The organism is Streptomyces cyaneochromogenes (assembly GCF_003963535.1).
Classification (GTDB): domain Bacteria; phylum Actinomycetota; class Actinomycetes; order Streptomycetales; family Streptomycetaceae; genus Streptomyces; species Streptomyces shaanxiensis.
Window position 1 is genome coordinate 7,203,700 of sequence record NZ_CP034539.1, and the last position, 17,075, is coordinate 7,220,774.

Genomic DNA, 17,075 nt, shown 5'->3' on the forward strand with positions numbered 1-17,075 from the left:
GTAACTCCGCCGCCGCCCCGGCTCGGCCACTGCCCGAGCCGGGGCGGCGGTTTCGTGCGGGCTCCCTCACCAGATGAGGACGCCGCCGCCGATCTCGACGGCCTTGCGGGCGCTCTCCTCGATGATCCGCAGACGCAGCTCGATCCCGTCCCGGTGCTCCTCGACCGTCCGCGGGTTTTCGGTGCCATGAGCGATCGCGTCCAGGTGGGCGCGCAGCAGTCCGACCTCGCTCAGGAACTCCGGCACCTGCTCGGCCTCCACCTCCAGATCCCGCTCGGCCAGCACGGGGAGGAAGCGGGCACCCAGCGAGCGTACGAACTCCGACCCCCACACGGTCCTACGCCAAGACTCGAAGCCGCCGGAGTGATAGGCGTCGTCCGGCACGTCGAGTATCTGCCTCTTCCCGTCCGGCTCCCGGACGAACACTTCCACCAGCAGACTCATGCGCCCAGTGGATCAGCCACCGCCCGGCCGGGCCATCGAATATCCGCGAGGGTCACGGGCCCAGCGCCGGAAGCACCTCCTCCGCGAACAACCGCAGGCTCCGCCACCCCTCCTCCACCGGCATCCCGCCCGCCAAGGGATGCAGTACGTAGTTCGCGTGGCCCAGCGCCACACACTCCTGAGGCGTCACGATCCGGTACACGCCCTCGGCACGCAGCTCCTGAACCGTCGTGGCCCCCGACTTCACGGCGGACCGCACGTCCCCGGACTGCCACGAGGCGTACGTCCGCGCCTCGTGCAGGAAGTGCCCGCCGTGCTCGGCCCACGTCCGGTCGGGGTCCTCGGCCACGTGCAGCAGCGGTGTCTCGGCGGCCGGCATCATGGTCCAGCCCTCGGTGCCGTACTCGACCAGCCGCTCCTTGTAGTACGCCTCCAGCTCCGGCAGATGCGCGCTGGGGAAGAACGGCAGGCCCAGCCGGGCGGCCCGGCGGGCGGCGGCCTTCGAGGAACCGCCGACCAGGAGCAGGGGGTGCGGGTCGGTGAAGGGGCGCGGAGTGATCCGTACCGTACGGCCGCGGTACTCGAACTCCTCGCCGGTCCACGCCTTCAGCAGGGTCTCCAGCAGCTCGTCCTGGATCCGCCCCCGCTGCTTCCAGTCCACGTCGAACAGGGCGTACTCCTCGGGCCGGTACCCGATCCCGGCGACCGTCACCAGCCTGCCGCCGCTCAGCAGATCCAGTACGGCGATCTCCTCGGCGAGCCGCAGGGGGTCGTGCAGCGGGCCGATGATCGCCGAGACGGTGACCGCGATGCGGCGCGTCGCGCCGAAGACCGCGGCCGCGAAGGCGAACGGTGACGGCACCCAGTTGTTCTCGGCGCCGTGGTGCTCCTCGGTCTGCACGGTGGTGATGCCGTGCTCGTCGGCGTACGCGGCCATCCGTACGGCCGCCTGGTAGCGGGCCGCGAGGGAGGCGGGGGTCGCGTCGGGCTCGACGAGGTTGAAGCGTACGACCGTGACGGGCATGGGGGTCCCCCTTCACCGGGCGGGTGTGAAGGCGGACGTTAGCTGACGGTGTGTCAGACATCCATAGGGGTGTCGCGGGACTCCATGGCCGATACTGGACGCGTTATGGACATCGTCATCCTTGCTGTAGTCATCGCCGTGGTCGTGCTCGGCGCGCTCGGCGGGCTCATCGTCGGCACCCGCCGCAAGAAGCAGCTGCCCCCGCCGCCGCCCGCCGCCCCCGACATCACCGCCCCTCCGGCCGAGCCGCACGTCGGCGACGAGGCCGAGACACCGCGCGACGAACCGCGCCGGACCATAGAGGAGGTGGACCTTCCCGGCGGCGGGGCACCGACCGCCGTCGAGGAACCGCCGGTCGTCGAAGAGCTCCCGCCGACCGAGATCGAGATCCCGGAGCCGACCGCCGGGCGCCTGATCCGTCTGCGTGCCCGGCTCTCCCGCTCGCAGAACGCCCTCGGCAAGGGGCTGCTCACGCTCCTGTCGCGCGAGCACCTCGACGAGGACACCTGGGAGGAGATCGAGGACACGCTGCTCACCGCCGACGTCGGCGTGCTGCCCACCCAGGAACTGGTCGACGGCCTGCGTGAACGCGTCAAGGTCCTCGGCACCCGCACGCCCGAGGAGCTGCGCGGCCTGCTGCGCGAGGAGCTGCTCAAGCTGGTCGGCACCGACTTCGACCGCACGGTCAAGACCGAGCCGGAGGCCAGCAAGCCCGGCATCGTGATGGTCGTCGGCGTGAACGGCACCGGCAAGACCACCACCACCGGCAAGCTCGCCCGCGTCCTCGTGGCCGACGGCCGCAGTGTGGTCCTGGGTGCCGCCGACACCTTCCGTGCCGCCGCCGCCGACCAGCTGCAGACCTGGGGCGAGCGCGTCGGCGCCTACACCGTGCGCGGTCCGGAGGGCGGCGACCCCGCCTCCGTCGCCTTCGACGCGGTGAAGGAGGGCAAGGAGATGGGCTCCGACGTGGTGCTCATCGACACCGCCGGGCGCCTGCACACCAAGACCGGGCTCATGGACGAGCTCGGCAAGGTCAAGCGGGTCGTCGAGAAGCACGCTCCACTGGACGAGGTGCTGCTCGTGCTGGACGCCACGACGGGGCAGAACGGCCTGGTCCAGGCCCGTGTCTTCGCCGAGGTCGTCGACATCACCGGCATCGTGCTCACCAAGCTCGACGGCACGGCCAAGGGCGGCATCGTCGTCGCGGTGCAGCGCGAGCTGGGTGTACCGGTGAAGCTGATCGGGCTGGGCGAGGGGGCCGACGATCTGGCGCCGTTCGAGCCGGAGGCGTTCGTTGACGCCCTTATCGGGGAGTGAAGACCGGCACCTACGACATTCGTATCTGCTCGAAGAAGCGCCCGCCTCCCAAGGTGCAGTTGGGGGACGGGCGCTTCGCTGTGTACGTCTATGCGCGCGACCTGTGGGCCACGTAGGCCAAGGTGCCCAGCAGCAACCGCGCCGCCGGCGGCTTGGTCGCCGTGTCCAGCGCGGGCGGCCGTAGCCATCGCACCGGACCCAGCCCGCCGCGGTCGGACGGCGGGGCCGTGATGTGCGCACCGGGGCCGAGGCCGCGCAGGTCGAGGTGGGTGGGGTCGTCCCAGCCCATGCGGTAGAGGAGGTCGGCGAGCTCGGCCGCGGCGCCGGGGGCGACGAAGAAGTGGGCGCGCCCCTCGGGAGTGGCGGTGACCGGGCCGAGGGGGAGGCCCATGCGCTCGAGCCGGGTCAGCGCACGGCGCCCGGCGGGCTCGGCCACCTCGATCACGTCGAACGCGCGCCCGGTCGGCAGCATCACCGCGGCGCCCGGAACCTCCGCCCAGGCCTTGCTCACGTCGTCGAGCGTGGCCCCGGCCGGAACCTCGGGGGCGAAGTCGAGGGGGTGTGCGCCGGGCGCGTCACAGTCGGGGCGGCCGCACGAACAGGCGCCTGCCGCGGCTCGCGCGCCGGGTACCACGTCCCAGCCCCACAACCCGGTGAACTCGGCGACGGCCGTGCACTCCGAGGAGCGGCCGCGTCGACGCGAGCCGGATCGGATCTCCCGGATGCCGCCGATCGTGAAGCCCATGCCCCCTCCAACGGGTCCAGCGCGCCGGTGGTTACGGCGCGGATGCGTGACGTGACCCTGTGTGTTCCTGGGCGGCCGGTACCCCGTGACGCCGCTCGATCCACGTGGCGCTCGGAAGCTCACCGGGTCGCGGACTCGGTGACGCGCGCCTCTGAGTGCTTCGCTCCGCCCACTCCCGGCCGTCCTATGTCAAGTGAATCGCGTGGAGGCCACCGTTAGTTCATCCGAAGGGGTGGCGAATGGTGGCGATTCAGGGATCGCCATGGCTGAGGGCGTGATCGTAGGATTACCGTGAGTGCACGGAGCCTCGGGGTACATGCACTCGTGGGTATGCCGGGGGCAAGTCGGCTTTCCGTTCGAAGGGTGAGAACTGCCGGACGGGCGACCGTATTTACCGGCATTCTGATAGGGCTTGGCGCACTCGGTGACAAGTGGTCCAAGGGATGGGGGCGTTCCAGTGAGCGGCAACAGCGGAAGCGGTACGAGTGCTGGTGGCGCATCGCACGCTGACAAGCGCCCCAACGAACTGCTCGCGTCCTGGTTCGTGCGCAGCGGCTGGTCGAAGGGCGAACTCGCCCGCCAAGTGAACCGCCGCGCCCGCCAGTTGGGTGCCAACCACATCTCCACGGACACCTCGCGGGTACGCCGCTGGCTGGACGGCGAGAACCCGCGGGAGCCGATCCCGCGGATCCTGTCCGAGCTGTTCTCCGAGCGGTTCGGCTGCGTCGTCTCCGTCGAGGACCTCGGCCTGCGCGCCGCCCGTCAGTCACCCTCCGTGTCCGGTGTCGACCTGCCCTGGACGGGCCCGCAGACGGTGGCCCTGCTCAGCGAGTTCTCGCGCAGTGACCTGATGCTGGCGCGGCGCGGCTTCCTCGGGACCTCGCTGGCCCTGTCCGCCGGCCCGTCCCTCATCGAGCCGATGCAGCGCTGGCTGGTCCCCGCGCCGCCCGCCCCGTACCAGGAGCCCGCGCCGATCCCGTCCTCACGCGCGCGTGGCCGGCTGTCCAGGCCCGAGCTGGACCTGCTGGAGTCCACCACCGTGATGTTCCGGCAGTGGGACGCCCAGTGCGGCGGCGGCCTGCGCCGCAAGGCGGTCGTGGGCCAGCTGCACGAGGTGACCGACCTGCTCCAGGAGCCCCAGCCCGAGGCCACCACCCGCAAGCTGTTCAAGGTCGCCGCCGAGCTGGCGGAGCTGGCCGGCTGGATGTCGTACGACGTCGGGCTGCAGCCCACCGCGCAGAAGTACTTCGTCCTCGCGCTGCACGCCGCCAAGGAGGCGGGCGACCGGCCGCTGGGCTCGTACGTCCTCTCCAGCATGAGCCGCCAGATGATCCACCTCGGCCGGCCCGACGACGCGCTGGAACTGATCCACCTCGCCCAGTACGGAAGCCGGGACTGCGCGAGCCCGCGCACCCAGTCGATGCTGTATGCGATGGAGGCCCGCGCCTACGCCAACATGGGCCAGCCCGGCAAGTGCAAGCGGGCCGTCCGGATGGCCGAGGACACCTTCGCCGAGGCGGGGGACTGGGACGAGCCGGATCCCGACTGGATCCGCTTCTTCTCCGAGGCCGAGCTGTACGGCGAGAACTCCCACTCCTACCGCGACCTCGCCTATGTCGCAGGCCGCAGCCCGGCGTACGCCTCGCTGGCCGAACCGGTGATGCAGCAGGCCGTGGACCTGTTCGCGAAGGACGGCGAGCACCAGCGGTCGTACGCGCTGAACCTGATCGGCATGGCCACGGTCCATCTGCTGCGGCGGGAGCCCGAGCGGAGCGCGGTCTATGCCGAGCAGGCCATGCAGATCGCGAAGAAGGTGCGCTCCGAGCGCGTCAACACTCGTATTCGAAAGACGGTGGACACGGCCGCCCGCGACTTCGGGGATCTCGCCGAGGTCGTGGACCTCACCGACAAGCTCGCCGTGGAGCTGCCGGAGACCGCGGAGGCGGTCTGACCGAGCCGGGCGAAATCCCGGAAACCCCAGAACCCCGGCCGCGGCCGGCCCTCCCGAACTGCCCGACTCGGCTCCCCCGTGCCAGGTCATCGGATGGCCGACCGCGGCCGGTTTCTTTTCCCTCAGTGAAGGTTGCGCCACGATAACGATCGTGCAGCCGAACATCTCGGAGTTCATCAACGCGTAACACGCAGGGTGCCTTCGTCACGGCGGCGAAACAACGAGGGGCTTCCATCGAAACGGCGCTGCGTCAATCTCGTGGCGCATAACCGGCCCACCCCTCAATCCGCTCAGGCTTCGCCCGCACGGGGCCGTACCAATGACGAGGAGACGCCGATGGCTCCAGCCATCATGATGGCGGCAGACAAGGTAGAGCTGTCGCCCGCCAACACAGGTTTCATGCTCATCTGTTCCGCCCTGGTGATGCTCATGACCCCGGGCCTGGCCTTCTTCTACGGAGGCATGGTCCGCGTCAAGAGCACCCTGAACATGCTGATGATGAGCTTCATCAGTCTGGGAATCGTCACCATCCTGTGGGTGTTGTTCGGCTTCTCGCTCGCCTTCGGCAAGGACTCCGGCGGCATCATCGGCTGGACCTCCGACTGGGTCGGCCTCAGCGGCGTCGACAAGGGCGACCTCTGGGTCCTGGGTGAGACGACGTACAACATCCCGCTGCTGGTCTTCTTCGTCTTCCAGCTGATGTTCGCGATCATCACGCCCGCCCTGATCAGCGGTGCTCTCGCGGACCGCGTGAAGTTCTCGGCCTGGGCGCTGTTCATCGCGCTGTGGGCCACGGTCGTCTACTTCCCGGTCGCCCACTGGGTCTGGGCCGACGGCGGCTGGGCCTTCGACCTGGGTGTGATCGACTTCGCCGGTGGTACGGCGGTCCACATCAACGCCGGTGCCGCGGCGCTCGGTGTGATCCTCGTGATCGGCAAGCGCGTCGGCTTCAAGAAGGACCCGATGCGTCCGCACAGCCTCCCGCTGGTCATGCTCGGCGCGGGCCTCCTGTGGTTCGGCTGGTTCGGGTTCAACGCCGGCTCCTGGCTCGGCAACGACGACGGCGTCGGTTCGCTGATGTTCGTCAACACGCAGGTCGCCACCGCTGCCGCCATGCTGTCCTGGCTCATCTACGAGAAGATCCGCCACGGCGCGTTCACCACGCTGGGCGCCGCCTCCGGTGCCGTCGCCGGTCTGGTCGCCATCACCCCGTCCGGTGGTGCGGTCTCCCCGGTCGGCGCGATCGCCGTCGGTGCCATCGCCGGTCTGCTGTGCGCCATGGCCGTGGGCCTGAAGTACAAGTTCGGCTACGACGACTCGCTCGACGTCGTCGGCGTCCACCTGGTCGGCGGTGTCGTCGGCTCCCTGCTGATCGGCTTCTTCGCCAGCGGCAAGGGTCAGTCCGAGGTCGAGGGTCTCTTCTACGGCGGCGGCCTGACCCAGTTCTGGAAGCAGTGCGCCGGTGTCTTCGTGGTCCTCTTCTACTCCCTGATCGTCTCCGCGATCCTCGCCTTCATCCTCGACAAGACCATCGGTATGCGGGTCTCCGAGGACGACGAGGTGGCCGGCATCGACCAGGCCGAGCACGCCGAGACCGCATACGACTTCAGTGGCGCCGGTGGCGGCGCCGCCCGGACCGCCGCCGCGGCCCCGGCCGCCGAAGCTGCGAGCAAGAAGGTGGACGCATGAAGCTCATCACCGCAGTCGTCAAGCCCCACCGGCTCGACGAGATCAAGGAAGCCCTCCAGGCCTTCGGTGTCCACGGACTGACGGTCACCGAGGCGAGCGGCTACGGTCGTCAGCGGGGCCACACCGAGGTCTACCGCGGTGCCGAGTACACCGTCGACCTGGTCCCGAAGATCCGCATCGAGGTCCTGGCCGAGGACGACGACGCCGAGCAGCTGATCGACGTCATCGTCAAGGCCGCCCGAACCGGCAAGATCGGTGACGGCAAGGTCTGGTCCCTGCCGGTCGAGACGGCCGTACGGGTCCGGACCGGCGAGCGCGGCCCCGACGCGCTCTGACAGAAGAAGAACAGGAGCTGCTGGGTGTCGAGTACGGATGTGCGTAACGAAGCAGAGGACTCGGGACCTAGCGGCTACGCGGCGGCCCGGCTGCGCCTCCTCACCGAGGGGGCGCGGTCCGGGCCGCCGCGCCGTTCCGCCCTCGCGGAACTGACCGACGACTGGCTGACCGGCCTGTTCGCCGCCGGTGCCGAGGGGCTGCGCGGCGTCTCCCTGGTCGCCGTCGGCGGCTACGGCCGCGGCGAGCTGTCCCCGCGCAGCGACCTGGACCTGCTCCTGCTGCACGACGGCGCCGACAGCAAGGCGGTGGCCGCCCTGGCCGACCGCATCTGGTACCCGGTCTGGGATCTCGGCCTGGCCCTCGACCACTCCGTGCGTACGCCCGCCGAGGCCCGCAAGACGGCCGGCGAGGACCTCAAGGTCCAGCTGGGTCTGCTGGACGCCCGCCACATCGCGGGCGACCTGGGGCTCACGGCCGGGCTGCGTACGGCGGTGCTGGCCGACTGGCGCAACCAGGCGCCCAAGCGGCTGCCCGAGCTCCAGGAGCTGTCCGCCGAGCGTGCCGAGCGGCAGGGCGAGCTGCAGTACCTCCTGGAGCCCGACCTGAAGGAGGCGCGCGGCGGCCTGCGCGACGCCACCATCCTGCGCGCCGTCGCCGCGTCCTGGCTGGCCGACGCCCCGCGCGAGGGCCTCGACGACGCCCGGCGCCGGCTGCTCGACGTCCGCGACGCCCTGCACCTGACCACCGGGCGCGCGACCGACCGGCTGTCGCTGCAGGAGCAGGATCAGGTCGCCGCCGAGCTCGGGCTGCTCGACGCCGACACCCTGCTGCGGCAGGTGTACGAGGCGGCGCGCGTCATCTCGTATGCGAGCGATGTCACCTGGCGTGAAGTGGGGCGTGTGCTGCGATCGCGCGCCGTGCGGCCGCGGTTGCGCGCCATGCTGGGCGGCAAGCCGACCGCGGAGCGCTCCCCGCTGGCGGAGGGCGTGGTGGAGCAGGACGGCGAGGTGGTGCTCGCCCGCGCCGCCCGCCCCGAACGCGACCCCGTGCTCCCGCTGCGCGCCGCGGCCGCCGCCGCGCAGGCAGGGCTCCCGCTCTCCCTGCACGCCGTACGGCGCATGGCGGCCACCGTGCGCGCCTTGCCCACCCCCTGGCCCGCCGAGGCCCGTGAGCAGCTCGTGACCCTGCTGGGCTCCGGTCGGCCGACGGTCGACGTGTGGGAGGCACTGGAGGCCGAGGGGCTGATCACCCGGTTCCTGCCCGACTGGGAGCGGGTGCGCTGTCGCCCGCAGCGCAACGCCGTGCACGTGTGGACCGTCGACCGGCACCTGATCGAGACGGCCGTCCGCGCCTCCGAGTTCACCCGCCGGGTCCACCGCCCCGACCTCCTCCTGGTCGCCGCATTGCTGCACGACATCGGCAAGGGCTGGCCCGGCGACCACTCCGTGGCCGGCGAGATCATCGTCAAGGACGTGGCCGCGCGCATCGGCTTCGACCGCGACGAAGTGACGGTGCTCTCCACCCTCGTACGCCATCACCTGCTGCTCGTCGAGACGGCCACCCGGCGTGACCTGGAGGACCCGGCCACCGTGCGCGCGGTCGCGGAGGCGGTCGGCTCGCAGGGCACCCTGGAGCTGCTGCACGCCCTGACCGAGGCCGACGCCCTGGCCACCGGCCCGGCCGCCTGGTCGTCCTGGCGGGGCTCGCTCGTCGCCGACCTGGTCAAACGGGTCGCGGCCGTGCTCGCCGGGGACGACCTCGACGAGCCCGAGGCCGCCGCCCCCACCGCCGAGCAGGAACGGCTCGCCATCGAGGCGATCGCGACCGGCAGCCCCGTACTTGCCCTGCGCGCCCAGACCGAGCCCGCGACCGAGGAGCAGCTCTCGGGCGACCCGGAGCCGCTCGGCGTGGAGCTCCTCATCGCCGTACCGGACCAGCCGAGCGTGCTGCCCGCGGTGGCCGGCGTCCTGGCGATGCACCGCCTGACCGTCCGCACCGCCGAGCTGCGCGCCCTGGACCTGCCCGACGGTGTCGACGGCTCCGTCCTGCTGCTGAACTGGCGGGTCGCCGCCGAGTACGGCTCGCTGCCGCAGGCCACCCGGCTGCGCGCCGACCTCGTACGGGCCCTGGACGGCTCCCTGGACATCGCCGGCCGTCTCGCCGAGCGGGACGCGGCCTATCCGCGCCGCCGGGGCGTCGTGCCGCCCCCGCCCAGGGTGTCGGTCCACCCGGCCGCCTCCCGGCTGGCCACGGTGATCGAGGTGCGGGCCCAGGATGCGCCGGGGCTGCTGTTCCGGATCGGCCGGGCGCTGGAGGACGCGAGCGTGCGGGTGCGCAGTGCGCATGTCAGCACGCTGGGCGCCAACGCCGTCGACGCGTTCTATGTCACAGGGCCCGGGGGCGCGCCGCTGCCCGGTGAGGAGGCGGCTTCCGTGGCCCGCAAGCTGGAGGAGACGTTGCGGGGCTGAACCAGGGATCCCGGCAACCTTCGATGCCGGGATACCCTGGAGGGCGATTCCCAGCTGCCACCGACCCCGAGGACCGCGAGCGCCGTGTTCGATACTCTCTCCGATCGCCTCTCAGCGACTTTCAAGAACCTGCGCGGCAAGGGACGGCTCTCCGAGGCGGACATCGACGCCACCGCGCGCGAGATCCGCATCGCACTCCTCGAAGCGGACGTGGCCCTGCCCGTCGTCCGGACGTTCATCAAGAACGTCAAGGAGCGCGCCCTCGGCGCCGAGGTGTCCCGGGCCCTGAACCCGGCCCAGCAGGTTCTGAAGATCGTCAACGACGAGCTCGTCACGATTCTCGGCGGCGAGACCCGGCGCCTGCGGTTCGCCAAGACGTCGCCGACCGTGATCATGCTGGCGGGTCTGCAGGGTGCCGGTAAGACCACCCTCGCGGGCAAGCTCGGCCACTGGCTGAAGGAGCAGGGTCACTCGCCGCTGCTGGTCGCCGCCGACCTGCAGCGTCCCAACGCCGTGAACCAGCTGAGCGTCGTCGCCGAGCGCGCCGGTGTCGCGGTCTACGCGCCCGAGCCGGGCAACGGCGTCGGTGACCCGGTCAAGGTCGCCAAGGACTCCATCGAGCACGCCAAGGCGAAGGTCCACGACATCGTGATCGTGGACACCGCCGGCCGCCTGGGCATCGACCAGGAGATGATGCAGCAGGCCGCGGACATCCGGGACGCGGTCTCGCCGGACGAGATCCTGTTCGTCGTCGACGCGATGATCGGTCAGGACGCCGTCAACACCGCGGAGGCCTTCCGCGACGGCGTCGGCTTCGACGGCGTGGTGCTCTCCAAGCTCGACGGTGACGCCCGCGGTGGTGCGGCCCTGTCGATCCGCCAGGTCACCGGCAAGCCGATCATGTTCGCGTCGAACGGCGAGAAGCTCGACGACTTCGACGCCTTCCACCCGGACCGGATGGCCTCCCGCATCCTCGACATGGGTGACCTGCTCACCCTGATCGAGCAGGCGGAGAAGACCTTCGACCAGGCCGAAGCCCAGAAGATGGCCGAGAAGCTGGCCTCCAAGAAGGGCCAGGACTTCACCCTCGACGACTTCCTGGCCCAGATGGAGCAGGTCAGGAAGATGGGCTCCATCTCCAAGCTGCTCGGCATGCTCCCGGGCATGGGCCAGATCAAGGACCAGATCAACAACCTGGACGAGCGGGACGTCGACCGCACGGCCGCGATCATCAAGTCGATGACCCCGGCCGAGCGCCAGGAGCCGACGATCATCAACGGCTCGCGCCGCGCCCGTATCGCCAAGGGTTCCGGTGTCGAGGTCAGCGCGGTCAAGAACCTCGTCGAGCGGTTCTTCGAGGCCCGCAAGATGATGTCCCGCATGGCCCAGGGCGGCGGGATGCCCGGGATGCCGGGGATCCCGGGCATGGGCGGCGGCCCCGGCCGCACGAAGAAGCAGCCGAAGAAGGCCAAGGGCAAGCAGCGCTCCGGCAACCCGATGAAGCGCAAGCAGCAGGAGCAGGAGGAGGCCGCCCGCCGTGCCGCCGCCGCTCAGGCCGGAGGCGCCCTCGGGCTGCCGGGCCAGCAGGCCGGGCAGGACTTCGAGCTGCCGGACGAGTTCAAGAAGTTCATGGGCTGACGGTTCGTTTCGTACGACCGCCTCCTCGCGTACGTCACTGAGGGCGCTCCTTCCGTAGGGGCGCCCTCAGCGCGTGCCAGGGACCGGCATCTGCCGTAACGTCCAGATATGAGCAATGCCGCGCCACCACGCAAGGCCCCTGACCAGCCGTGGCGCACCGAGGGCACACCGGACGAGCCGCCCGGGCGGCCCCGTGGCCGACGGATGCGCGGCCGCTGGTGGGGCCTGCTCCTCACCGCGGTGGTCGTGTTCCTGCTCGCCTATGTCGGGCTGACGTACCTCGACCGGGGCAACGAGCCGACGATCTCCTACACGGAGTTCAGCAGGCAGGTCGACGCCGGCAACGTCGACAAGATCTACTCCAAGGGCGACGCGATCCAGGGCGAGCTCAAGAGCGCCCGGGACAACCCCGACGGTGACGGCGACTACACCAGGTTCAAGACCCAGCGACCGGCCTTCGCGGACGACGATCTCTGGCAGCAACTGGACCGCCATGACGTGACCGTGACCGCCCAACCCGTCGTGCGGGAGCGCGGTGTCCTGTCCAACCTGCTGTTCTCCTTGATCCCGATCGTGCTGCTGCTCGCGGTCTGGATCTTCGTCGCCCGGCGGATGGGCGGGGGGCTCGGTGGGGCGGGCGGCATGCTCGGCCGCAAGGCGCCGCCCAAGCCGGTCGAGCTACAGCCCGGCAAGGAGCGCACGACGTTCGCGGACGTGGCCGGCATCGACGAGGTCAAGGGCGAGCTGGACGACGTCGTCGACTTCCTGGAGCACCCCGACGCCTATCGCAGGATGGGCGCGAAGATGCCGCGCGGCGTGCTGCTCGCGGGCTCGCCCGGCACCGGCAAGACCTTGCTGGCGCGTGCGGTGGCGGGCGAGGCGGGCGTGCCGTTCTTCTCCGCCTCCGCGTCCGAGTTCATCGAGATGATCGTCGGTGTCGGCGCGTCCCGGGTCCGGGAGCTGTTCGCCGAGGCCCGCAAGGTGGCGCCGTCGATCATCTTCATCGACGAGATCGACACCATCGGCCGGATGCGCGGCGGCGGCGCCTCGGTGAGCGGCCACGACGAGCGCGAGCAGACGCTGAACCAGATCCTCACCGAGATGGACGGCTTCTCCGGCTCGGAAGGCGTGATCGTCATCGCGGCGACCAACCGCGCCGACATCCTGGACCCGGCGCTGACCCGCCCCGGCCGCTTCGACCGGGTCGTCAGCGTGGCCCCGCCGGACCGCGGCGGCCGCGAGGCGATCCTGCGGATCCACACCCGCGAGATACCGCTCGCCGAGGACGTGGACCTGACCCAGCTGGCCCGCACGACCCCGGGCATGACAGGTGCGGATCTGGCCAATCTCGCCAACGAGGCCGCCCTGCTCGCGGTCAAGCGGGGGCAGGGGCAGGTGACCGCATCGGATCTGTCCGAGGCCCTGGAGAAGGTGCAGCTGGGCGCCGAGCGCACCCTCGTGATGCCCGAGGAGGACCGCCGACGCACCGCGTACCACGAGAGCGGACACGCCCTCCTCGGCATGCTGCAGCCGGGCGCCGACCCCGTACGCAAGATCACCATCGTGCCGCGCGGCCGGGCGCTCGGGGTGACGATGTCGACGCCCGAGGTGGAGCGGTACGCGCACTCGGAGGGCTACCTGCGCGGCCGCATCATCGGCGCCCTGGGCGGTATGGCGGCCGAACAGGTGGTCTACGACGTCGTCACCACGGGCGCCGAGAACGACCTCGAACAGGTCACCAACATCGCGCGCGGGATGGTCGCCCGCTGGGGCATGAGCGAGCGCGTGGGCCGGCTGTCCGCCCTGCCGAGCGACGCCCAGCAGGCGTACGGCCTCGCGGCCGCCCCGCAGACCCTCGACGTGATCGACGCCGAGATGCGCCGGATCGTCGAGGAGTGCTACGAGGAAGCGATCCGCAAACTCCGGGACCACCGGGGGCAGTTGAACGCCCTGGCCGAGGCGCTGCTGGAGAACGAGACGCTGGAGGAGGCAGACGCGTACCGGATCGCCGGAATCACCCGGCTGAGCAAGGACACGGACGCGTAGCGGACCCGCTCAGGGCACGCGGGCGATCAGGTACCGGAAGACGTTGGGCATCCACACCGTGCCGTCCTGCCGCTGGTGCGGATGCAGCGCCTCCGTCACCTCCTTGTCCACCTGCGCCTGGTCGGTCGCGGAGATCGCCGCGTCGAAGAGCCCCGTCGACAGCAGTCCCCGTACGGCACTGTCGACGTCCGCGTACCCGAAGGGGCAGGCCACCCGCCCGGAACCGTCGGGACGCAGGCCCGCGCGCTGGGCGACCTCCTCCAGGTCGTCGCGCAGGGCGGGGCGCCAACTGCCCGTGCTGCGCAAGGGATCGGCCAACTTCGTGGCGACCCGCAGCACGGACGAGGTGGCGCAGCGCTCCGGCGGACCCCAGCCGGCGAGCACCATGGGCGCCCCGCGCTCGGCCAGCGGAGTGGCGGCCGTGAGCGTCTCACCGAGCCCTTCGGAGTCACCCGCGAGGCACCCGATGGGTTCGAAGGCGGTCACCAGGGTGTACGGGGGCGTCGCCGCGTCGGCGGTGTCAGCGGCGTCGCGCGGCGAGCCGTCGACGAGCCGTGTGCCGGCACGCGCGCGCGTGTCCCACGCCTCCGGCAGCAACCGCTGCCGTGCGAGGGCGAGTCGTTCGGGGGAGGAGGACTCGACACCGGTGACGGCCGCGCCTCTGGATGCCGCGATCAGCAGGGCGAGCCCACTGCCGCAGCCGAGGCCCAGCAGCCGGGTGCCGGGGCCCACTTCCACTCGCTCGTAGACGGCCTCGTAGAGCGGAACCAGCATCCGCTCCTGGATCTCGGACCAGTCACGCGCGCGTGCACACAGGTCCACGCGGGGTGCCGCGCCCGCGTGAGGCAGGTGCTGCCGCACGAGCGTAGGTGTCATGTAAAGCGCCCCAATCCACCGAGAGTTGATGATGTGCCCGATTCGCTAGCCCCCGTGACATGCGCTCACGCTCCCCCCGTATGCCAGGAAACTCCGCGCTCGACGCCCCGTCCAGGGGTCGCGGAGCCCGGCTTGTGGGTTCGCTGTGTCCGTGGCCAGAATTCACATTCCGGCAACACGGGCCCGTACCATCGCGCCATGGCCAAGGCACCCGTACTCACACCACGGGCGGACGACTTCCCGCGCTGGTACCAGGATCTGATCAACAAGGCCGAGCTGGCCGACAACGGTCCGGTGCGCGGCACCATGGTCATCCGACCGTACGGGTACGGGCTGTGGGAGCGGATGCAGGCCGAGATGGACGCCCGGATCAAGGAGACGGGCACCCAGAACGCGTACTTCCCGCTGCTGATCCCGCAGTCGTACTTCGCCAAGGAGGCCGACCACGTCGAGGGCTTCGCGCCGGAACTCGCGGTCGTCACGCACGGCGGCGGCAAGGAGCTTGAGGAGCCGGCGGTGGTCCGCCCCACCTCCGAGATGATCATCAACGACTACTTCTCGAAGTGGGTGCAGAGCTACCGTGACCTGCCCCTGCTGATCAACCAGTGGGCGAACGTGGTCCGTTGGGAGCTCAGGCCCCGCCTCTTCCTGCGCACGACCGAGTTCCTCTGGCAGGAGGGCCACACCGCGCACGCCACGTACGAGGAAGCGCGCGACTTCGCCGCCCGGATCCAGAGCGATGTCTACGGCGACTTCATCCGCAACGTCCTCGCGATGGACTTCGTCTCCGGCCGCAAGACGGTCAAGGAGCGCTTCGCGGGGGCCGTCAACACCCTCACGCTCGAAAGCATGATGGGCGACGGCAAGGCCCTCCAGATGGTCACCAGCCATGAGCTGGGCCAGAACTTCGCCAAGGCCTTCAACACGCGGTACCTGTCGAGGGAAGGCAAGCAGGAACTCGTCTGGCAGACCTCCTGGGGCTCGACCACCCGCATGATCGGCGCCCTCGTGATGACTCACGGGGATGACAACGGACTGCGGGTGCCGCCGCGCCTGGCGCAGATCCAGGTCGTCGTCCTCGCGATCAAGGGCGACGAGACGGTTCTGGCCAAGGTCCGCGAGATCGGGGACCGATTGAAGGCCGCCGGCCTCCGCGTCCATGTCGACGACCGCACCGACATCCCCTTCGGCCGCCGCGCCGTCGACTGGGAACTGAAGGGCGTGCCCGTACGGATCGAGCTCGGGCCGCGTGACCTGGAGAACGGCACGGCGATGCTGGCGCGGCGGATTCCGGGCGGCAAGGAAGCGGTGCCCCTGGACGCGCTGGCGGCACTGCTCCCCACCGTCCTCGAAGAGGATCAGGAGCTGCTGCTTAGGCAGTCCCGCGAACGCCGCGAGTCCCGTACGTCCGAGGTCTCGACGATCGAGCAGGCCGTCGAGGCGACCGCCGCCGGCGGCTGGGCGCGCGTCCCGTGGGCCGAGCTCGGCGAAGAAGGCGAGGCCAGGCTGGCCGAGCACGCCGTGACCGTACGGTGTCTGGTCGCCGAGGACGGGTCGGTGCCGGACGCCGACGACGCGCCGGGTAACGTCGCCGTCGTCGCGCGCGCTTATTGAGATGACGCCCGTGTGGAACGAGAGCGACCGAAACGCCTCTTGCGCATCCGCGGACCACAGTCGCACCGGCGCGTGGACAGGGCGTACGCGCCGGGGCGTACGTCAGACTACGCACCGGCTTGGTATGAGCTGTGAGGCTTCTCCGCAGATCGGCGCACCCGCCCTCGTCGTGGCGCATCATTCGCAACTGACGGGTACGTGCAAATTATTTGGGATGGCCCGGAATCGGAACACAGCGGCACTCCGGCTCGTTGTCATTACGTGAGCACGACACAGACACCACCTGTTCTCGCCGCAGAGCTGGCAGAGGCGTGGGCCGACATTCAGCGGTACCACCCCGAACTGCCGGATCTCGCCGCGCCAGAGTCCCTGATCGGGGAGTCGTCGTCCGCCTGCGGTCACGAGCTCTCCTTCGAGCGACTGCTTCACGAGGCAGTCCATGGCATCGCCGCCGCGCGCGGCGTCCGCGACACCTCCCGGGCCGGCCGCTACCACAACCGCAGATTCCTTGCCATCGCCGAGGAGATGGGCCTGGACCACCCCGAGGAACCGCACCCGAGCAGCGGCTTCTCCCTGGTCACGCTCAACCCCGAGGCCAAGCGCCGCTACCGCCCGACCATCGAACGCCTCCAGCGTGCCCTCAAGGCCCACACGGCTGCGACCTCCGCCGACACGAGCCGGACCTTCCGGGGCCCGGCAGCCCGCCACGGCTCCTCCGGCGGCGGTGTCCGCGTCAAGGCGGTGTGCGACTGCGGCCGTAACGTCCGGGTCGTTCCGTCGGTCCTGGCCCAGGCCCCGATCGTGTGCGGCGGCTGCGGCAAGCCGTTCCGGATTCCGGAGGTCGTGGGAGCGGCGTAAGAGCGCCTCGTCGAGCACCGGCATCTCGTGGCTGCCGGTCGGACGCATGGCGCGCGGCGACGCACAGCG

General features: G+C 70.6%; 13 protein-coding genes. 9 read left to right on the top strand and 4 right to left on the bottom strand.

From position 1 onward, the window contains the following. Positions 1-66: 66 nt before the first annotated feature. Together EJ357_RS32950 and EJ357_RS32955 are read right to left on the bottom strand one after the other, a co-directional pair. Positions 67-444 (bottom strand): hypothetical protein, encoded by a 378-nt coding sequence (locus EJ357_RS32950; RefSeq protein WP_126395352.1) that lies wholly within the window; start codon positions 442-444, stop codon positions 67-69. A gap of 52 nt (positions 445-496) precedes the next feature. After that, positions 497-1,468 carry an LLM class flavin-dependent oxidoreductase gene (locus EJ357_RS32955; protein ID WP_126395353.1) on the bottom strand — a complete coding sequence of 324 codons (972 nt, stop codon included), beginning with the start codon at positions 1,466-1,468 and terminating at the stop codon, positions 497-499. A 105-nt stretch (positions 1,469-1,573) separates the two neighbouring features. Here EJ357_RS32955 and ftsY point away from each other — a divergent pair, with 105 nt between their 5' ends. Next, complete coding sequence (ftsY, locus tag EJ357_RS32960; protein ID WP_126395354.1) at positions 1,574-2,785, top strand: signal recognition particle-docking protein FtsY; 1,212 nt, start codon at positions 1,574-1,576, stop codon at positions 2,783-2,785. Between the two features lie 88 nt (positions 2,786-2,873). Here the strand turns inward: ftsY and EJ357_RS32965 are convergent, their stop codons facing one another. Beyond that, the gene (locus EJ357_RS32965) at positions 2,874-3,530 is read right to left on the bottom strand and encodes a bifunctional DNA primase/polymerase (RefSeq protein WP_126395355.1); all 657 of its coding nucleotides are present in this window, start codon (positions 3,528-3,530) and stop codon (positions 2,874-2,876) included. 457 nt (positions 3,531-3,987) lie between these two features. Here EJ357_RS32965 and nsdA point away from each other — a divergent pair, with 457 nt between their 5' ends. The 6 genes from nsdA to ftsH all read left to right on the top strand — a co-directional run bounded on the left by nsdA (position 3,988) and on the right by ftsH (position 13,658). Then, a complete protein-coding gene (nsdA, locus tag EJ357_RS32970; RefSeq protein WP_126395356.1) occupies positions 3,988-5,481 on the top strand; it encodes a transcriptional repressor NsdA in 1,494 nt (497 codons plus the stop codon). Between the two features lie 336 nt (positions 5,482-5,817). Then, complete coding sequence (locus EJ357_RS32975; RefSeq protein WP_126395357.1) at positions 5,818-7,170, top strand: ammonium transporter; 1,353 nt, start codon at positions 5,818-5,820, stop codon at positions 7,168-7,170. After that, on the top strand, positions 7,167-7,505 hold the full coding sequence (locus EJ357_RS32980) for a P-II family nitrogen regulator (protein ID WP_003997576.1): 339 nt from the start codon (positions 7,167-7,169) through the stop codon (positions 7,503-7,505). The genes EJ357_RS32975 and EJ357_RS32980 overlap by 4 nt, the downstream gene beginning before the upstream one ends. 24 nt (positions 7,506-7,529) lie before the next feature. After that, on the top strand, positions 7,530-9,974 hold the full coding sequence (locus tag EJ357_RS32985) for a [protein-PII] uridylyltransferase (protein WP_126395358.1): 2,445 nt from the start codon (positions 7,530-7,532) through the stop codon (positions 9,972-9,974). Positions 9,975-10,058: 84 nt separating this feature from the next. Further along, positions 10,059-11,612 (top strand): signal recognition particle protein, encoded by a 1,554-nt coding sequence (gene ffh, locus EJ357_RS32990; RefSeq protein WP_126395359.1) that lies wholly within the window; start codon positions 10,059-10,061, stop codon positions 11,610-11,612. A 108-nt stretch (positions 11,613-11,720) separates the two neighbouring features. Next, positions 11,721-13,658, top strand: a complete 1,938-nt coding sequence (ftsH, locus tag EJ357_RS32995; RefSeq protein WP_126395360.1) for an ATP-dependent zinc metalloprotease FtsH — start codon at positions 11,721-11,723, stop codon at positions 13,656-13,658. 9 nt (positions 13,659-13,667) lie between these two features. Here the strand turns inward: ftsH and EJ357_RS33000 are convergent, their stop codons facing one another. Beyond that, the gene (locus tag EJ357_RS33000; RefSeq protein WP_126395361.1) at positions 13,668-14,534 is read right to left on the bottom strand and encodes an SAM-dependent methyltransferase; all 867 of its coding nucleotides are present in this window, start codon (positions 14,532-14,534) and stop codon (positions 13,668-13,670) included. Between the two features lie 198 nt (positions 14,535-14,732). On the opposite strand from EJ357_RS33000, the gene proS reads away from it, so the two are divergent. Together proS and EJ357_RS33010 are read left to right on the top strand one after the other, a co-directional pair. Continuing rightward, complete coding sequence (gene proS / locus EJ357_RS33005; RefSeq protein WP_126395362.1) at positions 14,733-16,148, top strand: proline--tRNA ligase; 1,416 nt, start codon at positions 14,733-14,735, stop codon at positions 16,146-16,148. 261 nt (positions 16,149-16,409) lie between these two features. After that, on the top strand, positions 16,410-17,006 hold the full coding sequence (locus EJ357_RS33010) for a hypothetical protein (RefSeq protein WP_126395363.1): 597 nt from the start codon (positions 16,410-16,412) through the stop codon (positions 17,004-17,006). Positions 17,007-17,075 lie beyond the last annotated feature (69 nt).